This is a genomic window from Frankia canadensis, assembly GCF_900197875.1.
GTDB lineage: Bacteria > Actinomycetota > Actinomycetes > Frankiales > Frankiaceae > Frankia > Frankia canadensis.
Map to the genome: position 1 here is coordinate 1 of NZ_FZMO01000183.1, position 7936 is coordinate 7936.

Sequence of the window (7936 nt, forward strand, 5' to 3'; positions counted from 1 at the left end):
GGGGTGGGACGGCGCAGGACGACGTCGTAGCGGTGGCGGGTCAGCTCGTTGCGGTGCCGGCCACGCCTGACCCGCACGCACACCTCGAGCCCGGCGTCCGCCGCCAGGTCGAGGAAGAACGCCGGCGCGACGACGAGCTCCTTCTCCAGCGCGAGGCGCCGGTCCACGGCCGCCGCGAAGCGGGCCGGGTCGGTCACCGGACCGGACTGGGCGAGCTCGATGCCGCTGTGGAACGCGCGCAGCCGGCCGAGGTCGCGCACGTCGCCGACGAACAGCGAGCCGCCGGGGGCGAGCAGGTCGAACGCGCCGAGCAGCACCCGGCGCAGGTAGTCGGCGCTCGGGAAGTACTGGATGACCGAGTTGACGACGACGGTGTCGAAGTACCCGGCGGGCAGCCCGTCGGTGACGTGGGCGGGAGCCTGGCGCAGTTCGACGCGGCCGAAGCGGGCCGGGTCGGCCGCCACCTCGGCGCGCAGCTTCGCGACGACGGGCGCGGCGAAGTCGGTGGCCCAGTAGGCCTCGCAGTCCGGCGCGAGCGGGCCCAGCAGCAGGCCGGTGCCGACGCCGATCTCCAGCACCCGGCGTGGCGCCAGCGCCCGGATCCGCTCGACGGTCGCCGCCCGCCAGGCGCGCATGTGCTCGACGGGGATGGGCTGGCCGTCGTAGCTGGAGTCCCAGCCGGCGAAGTCCTCGACGGTGAGGGCGGTCGGGATCCGCTCGTACTCGTCGGTGTAGATCTGGTTCCACTCACCGACCTGCGCGGTCTCGGTGGCCGCCCGGTCGTCCGCCGAGCGCTCCGCGGGCACGACGTAGGCGACGAGCCGCTTCGCGTCCGGCGCGGTCGGGTCGGGGACGGCGACGACCGCGGACTGGCTGACCGCCGGGTGCCCGTCGAGCGCGGCGCTGACCTCGCCGAGCTCGATCCGGTGCCCGCGGATCTTGATCTGGTCGTCGGTGCGGCCGAGGAAGTCCAGGTTGCCGTCGGGACGCCGGGTCACCAGGTCGCCGGTGCGGTACATCCGCCCGCCGGTCTGGAACGGGTCGGCGACGAACCGGCCGGCGGTCAGCGCGAACCGGCCGAGGTAGCCGCGGGCGAGACCCTCGCCGGCGATGTACAGCTCGCCGGCGACCCCGTCCGGGACGGGGCGCAGCCAGCGGTCGAGGACACGCACCCAGGTGTTGCGGATCGGCCGGCCGACGGTCGGCGTCGCGCTGTCGGACGTGCCGGCGCCGAGGGTGTTGATGGTGTACTCCGTCGGCCCGTACAGGTTGTAGCCGGCGGTGCCGTCGGTGTCGCGCAGCCGGTTCCAGACGGAGTCGGGCACGGCCTCACCGCCGAGCATGACCAGCGGCGGCCGGTGCCCGGGGCGTGCGGCATCGAGGGTTCCGGTGTCGAGGGAGCCGGTGTCGAGCAGGCCGACCTCGAACAGGGCCAGCGCGTAGGTGGGGGTGACGTTGACGACGTCGATGCGGTGGGCGTCGCAGTAGGCGACGAGCCGTTCGGCGTCGCGGCGCAGGTTCTCGTCGCAGATGTGCACCTCGTGGCCCTCGACGAGCCAGAGCAGCTCCTCCCACGACATGTCGAACGCGAACGAGACGGTGTGTGCGATCCGCAGCCGCCGCCCGCCCACCGAGGCGATCGTCGGGTCGAAGATCTCGGTCTTGTGGTTGATCTGCATGTTCGTCAGGCCGCGGTAGGGGGTGACGACTCCCTTGGGCCGGCCCGTCGACCCGGACGTGTAGATCACGTAGGCGGGATGGTCGAGGCGGTCCGCGCGGCCGCGGGCGAACAGGCCGAGCTCGGCGTCCGTCAGCGCCTCGGCCGAGGTCGCCGCCAGCTCGGCGGCGAGCTGCGGATCGTCCAGCTCCAGCCACCGCTCCCCCGCCGGCACGAGCGGCGGCGAACTGGCCGACGCGTCGGCGCCGGCGTCAGCCTCGGTGAGGTAGCGGCGGGTGGCGGTGATGGTCAGGACCAGGGCTGCGCCGGCGTCGGTGACCGTCTCGCGCAGCCGGGCCGGCGGATGGTCCAGTTCGAGGGGCAGGTAGGCGGCGCCGGTGCGCAGCACGGCGAACAGCGCGACGACCATGTCCAGCGTCCGCCCCAGGCCGAGCGCGACCACCGTTTCCGGGCCGGCGCCGTGCGCGATCAGCAGCCGGGCCAGGCGGTTCACCCGCGCGTCGAGGTCGGCGTAGGTGATGCGCCGCTCGCCGAGGCCGGGCAGCGAGAGCACGAGCGCGTCGAGGTCGCCGGCGACGGCGGCGCGCACGGCCAGCAGGTCGGCGATCGTCTCGGTGCCCGTCGGGCGGGCCGGGACGGCCGCCTCGGCGGCCAGGCGCTCCCGCTCGGCCGGCAACAGCAGGTCGAGCTGGCCGACCGGGGTGTCGGGTTCGCCGGCGAGGGTGTCGATGACGGCGAGGAAGCGGGCGAACAACGTCTCGGCCAGGCCCGTGGGCACGACGTCGGTGCGGTGCTCCAGCCGGACGGTGATCGTCTCGCCGGGGGCGAGGACGAACGTCAGCGGGTAGTGCGTGTGGTCGAGGCTGCTGGTGGCGACGATGCCGTGCCGGTCGGTGGTCTGCTCGTTCGCCACCTCGTCGATGAAGTTCTGCAGCACGTAGAGCGTGTCGAACAGCACCGGCTGGCCGGCGGCGCGCTGGATGTCGCCGAGGCCGAGGTACTCGTGGTCGAGCAGGTCGAGTCGGTCGGCGGCGACACGGCGCAGCAGGTCGCCGACCGGCTCGTTCGGGTCGAGCCGGACCCGCACCGGCACGGTGTTCAGGAACAGGCCGACGACCTCGTCGATGCCGTCGAGCTCGGTCGGCCGACCTGCGACGGTGGTGCCGAACACGACGTCGTCCGCGCCGGTCGCGCCGGCGAGGACGAGTGCCAGCGCGGCGTTGAACAGCGTGTTCAGGGTGACGCCGTGCGCGCGGGCGGCGGCGCGCACCGCCCGGGCCGCCTGATCGGGCAGCGCGGCGGTGATCCGCGCCGGGGCGACCGGCGCGAGGCCGCGGGCCGCCGGCACGACGAGCGTCGGGCCCACGAGGCCCGCGAACGCCCGCCGCCACGCCTGCGCGGACGCGTCGGTGTCCCGCTCGCGCAGCCAGTGCAGGTGGTCCTCGAACGAACCGGCCGGGGCGGGCGGCGGCGCCTGCCCGTCGGCGGCGTACAGGGCGAGCAGGCCCTCGACGACGAGCGCCCCCGACCAGCCGTCCCACAGCAGCACCTGCCGGTTGATGACGAGCCGGTCGCGCCCGCCCGGCAGGTGCAGCAGGGTGAGTCGGAACAGTGGCGGGCGGGTGATGTCGAACGGGCGGGCCCGGTCGTCGGCGGCGGCCCGCTCGGCGCGGCGGGCGCCCTCGCCGACGGGCAGACCGCTCAGGTCGATCTCCTCGACGGGTGCGGGCAGGTCGCGGGCGATGACCTGCACCGGCCGCGGCAGCCCCTCGCTGAGGAAGCCGGCGCGCACGGTGGGGTTGCGGGCCATGAACGCCTTGGTCGCGCGGCGCAGCCGGTCGGCGTCGAGCCGGTGGCCGAAGTCGAGGGAGAACTGGGCGGTGTAGGCGTCGCTGGTGCGGTCGAGCACCGAGTGGAAGTGCAGGCCCTCCTGCAGCGGCGACAGCGGCCAGACCGCCTCCACCGGCGCCGGGAAGTCGGCGGCGATCCGCGCGGACTCCGCCGCCGACAGCGTGATCAGCTCGGCCGCAGCCGCGGCCGGTTCGGCCCGCGGCCCGGCCAGGGTGGCCAGGTCCCGCAGGGCATCGAGGTACGCCTCGGCGAGATCGGCCGCCTGCCCGGTGGCCAGCGAGCCCGTCAGGTAGGTGAAGGTGGCGCGCAGCCGCGGGCCGTCGGGCGTCTCGACGCAGGCGACGTCGACGGTCAGCGGGTAGCCGACGCCGAGGTCGGGATCGGGGTCGGCGGCGAGCGCGTCGAACTCGGCGGCCGGCGCCCAGTCGGCACGCCGGTCGGCCCCGAAGCGGCCCAGATAGTTGAACAGCACCTGGGGCCCGCGCAGGCCGGCGAGAGCGGGACCGGCGAGTGGGTTGGCGTGGCGCAGCATGCCGAAGCCGAGGCCGCCGCCCGGCGCGGCCCGCAGCGCGGCGGTGACGTCGGCGAGGGTGTCGCGGGCGGTGGGTCGCGCCGGGGCGAGGCGCACCGGCGCGATGCTGGTGAACCAGCCGACGGTGCGGGACAGGTCCACCTCGGGCTCGATCTGCTCGCGCCCGTGCCGTTCCAGGTCGACGAGCAGGTCGCCGTCGCCGGTGCCGCCGGGCGGCGGGGTGGGGATCGCGCGGCGCAGGCCGGCGAGCAGGACGTCGGTGATCTCGGCGCCGGTCGCGGCCGGCACACCGGTGATCAGGGCGGTGGTGGTCGCCACCGGCAGGTCGACGCGCAGCCGCTCGGTGCCGGCGACGGTGCCGACCGCGTCCGGCCCCAGCGGCGCGTCCGGGCTCGACACCGGGCGGGGCGGTTCGGGGAAGGGCCGTCCGCCGGGCGCGAGCGTCGCGAGCCAGTGGTCGAGCTCGGCGAGCCGGTCGGGTGCGACCGCCTGTTCACCGAAGATCCTGCTGAACGTGCGCAGCGACGTCCCGACCGGGTCGAGCGCGGGCCGCTCGCCGGCGCGCACCGCCGCGTGCGCGGCCTGCAGGTCGGCCAGCAGGATCCGCCAGGACACGCCGTCGACGACCAGGTGGTGGGCGACGAGGACCAGCCGGCCGGGCTCGGTCGGCCCGGCGTCGAGCCACACCGCACGCACGGTGCTGCCCGTGTCGGGGTCGAGACGGCCGGCGGCCGAGCTGGACGCGGCGGCGACGACCGCCCGCAGCGCGCCCGCGTCCAGCCCGGCGACGTCGATGCGGGTGAGCAGCTCCGGGTCGGCGTCGGCGGCCGGCGGGTCGACGCGCAGCAGCCACACCGCCGGCGCCGGCCGCACCAGGCGGGCCCGCAGCCCGTCGTGATGCGTGACGACCGCGCCGAGTGCCGCCCGCAGGCCGTCCTCGTCGGCGCCGACCGGCGTACGGACGAGGAACGCCTGGTTGAACCGGCGGATCCGGCCGCCCCACCCGGCGAGCCGGGCGACGATCGGCAGCGGCGTGAGCAGGCCGAACGCCGTCTCGGCGGTGTTGTCGGCCGCGAGTGGCGCCGCCGCGGAGGACCCGGCTGCCTCCGCGGCGGCGGTCTGGGGGGTGGTGCGGGCGGCGACGAGGGCGGCGAGGGCCGCCGGCGTGCGCTGGACGAAGACCTCCCGCGGGGTGACCCGCACGCCGTCGCGCCGCGCCCGGTTGACCAGCCCGATCGCGAGGATACTGTCGCCGCCGAGGGCGAGGAAGTCGTCGTCGGCGCCCACCCGGTCGACGCCGAGCACGGCGGCGAACACCGCGCACAGCGTCCGCTCCAGGTCGGTGCGCCCGGCCCGGCCCGTCGCCGACGCGGCGAGGTCCGGCGCGGGCAGCGCCGCCCGGTCGAGCTTGCCGTTGCCGGTCAGCGGCAGCGCGTCGAGGACGACGACGGCGGCGGGCAGCATGAAGTCGGGCAGCGCCGCCGCCGCCCGAGCCCGCAGCGCCGGCCCGTCGACGGGCGCGGACCCACTCGGCACGACGTAGGCGACGAGCCGGTGTCGGCCCTCCCCGTCGCCCGGGGTTGCATCGCCCGGGGTTGCATCGCCGGGGGTGGCGTCGGTGCGGGCGATGACGACGGCCCGCCGCACAGCCGGATCGGCGGCGAGCACCGCCTCGATCTCCCCCGGCTCGATCCGGAAGCCACGGATCTTGACCTGGTCGTCGGCCCGGCCGAGGTACTCCAGGGTCCCGTCGGGGCGCAGGCGCGCCAGGTCGCCGGTGCGGTACATCCGATCGCCCGGCTCGCCGTACGGGTCGGCGACGAACCGGGCGGCGCTCAGCGCGGGCCGGCCCAGGTAGCCGCGGGCGAGCTGGGCGCCGCTGACGTAGATCTCCCCCGCCACGCCCGGCGGGACCGGGGTGAGGTGCCGGTCGAGCAGTCGGGCGCGCAGCCCCGGGATGGGCTCGCCGATCACCCCGCGCCGCGCGCCGACGGCCGACGCGTCCAGCGCCAGGTACGTGACGTGCACCGTCGTCTCGGTGATCCCGTACATGTTGACCAGCCGGGGCGCGTCGTCCGAATGCCGGGCGTACCAGGGCGCGAGCCGGCTCGTGTCCAGCGCCTCACCCCCGAAGATCACCAGTCGGAGGGCGAGCGGCGGCCGCGCCGCACCCGCGTCCCGGTCGGCGTCGACGAGGGCGGCGAAGGCCGACGGCGTCTGGTTCAGGACGGTGACGGACTCGCGGGCCAGCAGGTCGAGGAACTGCTCGGGCGAGCGGGACACCTCGTGGTCGACGACGACGAGCCGCCCCCCGTGCAGCAGCGGTCCCCACAGCTCCCAGACGGAGAAGTCGAACGACGCCGAGTGGAACAGCGTCCACACGTCCGCGGCGCCGAAACCGAAGTACACCCGGGTGTCGGCGAACAGCCGCGTCACGTTGCGATGCGGCACCAGCGTCCCCTTGGGACGGCCGGTCGACCCGGAGGTGTAGATGACGTAGGCGAGGTTGTCCGGGCGGGCCCGGCCCCGCGGGCCGGGGACGGTGGCCGGCTGGTCGGCGAGGGCGGCGGCGACGTGCGGGTCGTCGAGGGCGACGAGCGGCACCCCGGCGCGCGCCGGCAGGCTGGCGCGTGCCTCGATGGTCGTCACCGCGCACACGGGGGCGGCGTCGCGCAGCATGTAGCCGATCCGCTCGGCCGGGTACGCCGGGTCGACGGGCAGGTAGGCGCCGCCGGCCTTCTGCACGGCGAGCAGCGCGACGACCAGGTCCACCGAGCGCGGCAGTGCCACCGCGACGAGCGACTCCGGTCCCACGCCCCGCCCGCGCAGCAGATGCGCGAGCCGGTTCGCCCGCGCGTCGAGCTCGGCGTAGGTGAGCGTGACGTCGCGCCAGCGCAGCGCCACCGCGTCCGGCGCGCGTCGCACCCGCGCCTCGAAGAGTTCCGGCAGCGTCGCCTCGGTCCACGCCACCTGCTCGGCGTCGGACGCCACCTCGACGACCTGGTCCGGCGCGGTGAACGGGGCCGGGCCGGCGGCGCGTGGGGCGGGAGTGAGGTCGGGGCGGGCACGCTCGGCGGCGGGCAGGGCGGCGACCGAGCCGACGGCCCGGTCCGGGTCGGCGGCGATCTCCGCGAGCAGTGCGAGCAGGCGGTCCGCCAGCCCGGCGACGGTCGCCCCGTCGAGGAGGTCTGACTGGTAGCCGAAGGTGAGGCGCGGCCGGGTACCGGGGATCACCCGGACGGTGAGCGCGTAGTGGGTGGCGTCATGGCCGTCGAGGCCGGTCAGGCGCGGGCCGTCCGGCGGGAGGAGCGTCGCCGGGTCGAACGGGTAGGACTCGACGACGAGCAGGGTGTCGAACAGGTCCCCGCCGCCGGCGAGCGCCTGGATCTCGGCGAGGCCCAGGTGATGATGCGCGAACAGCTCGCCCTGGGCGGCCTGGAGATCGGCCATGACCTCGGCGAACGTCGCGTCGGCGCGCAGCCGCGCCCGGACCGGGACGGTGGCGACGAACATGCCGACCATCGCCTCGACCCCGGCGAGCTCCGGCGGCCGCCCGGAGACGGCCGTGCCGAACACGACGTCGTCGCGCCCGACCGCCCGGGCGAGCAGCACCGCGTGCGCCACGCGCAGGATCGTGCTGAACGTCAGCCCCCGCTCCCGCCCGAGCGCCGCGAGCCGCGCGGCCAGCTCCTCGCCGACCTCCCGCTCGACCGCCCCCGACGGCCCCGCGAAGCCACCGGCCAAGATCGATGTTCCCGCGGTAACACCCGGCTCCACCGCCGGCCCCTCGGAGCCACCCGCCAAGATCAACGTTCCCGCGGTAACGGACGGCGCGGCCGGCCCGTGCTCGGCGGGATGTTGGTGCGGGGCGGGGG

General features: G+C 76.1%; 1 protein-coding gene. It reads right to left on the reverse strand.

The annotated features are described in order from the left end of the window. Positions 1-7838: non-ribosomal peptide synthetase (locus C1A33_RS15890; RefSeq protein WP_243407604.1), on the reverse strand; the 7838-nt coding region annotated here is incomplete at its 3' end. Positions 7839-7936 lie beyond the last annotated feature (98 nt).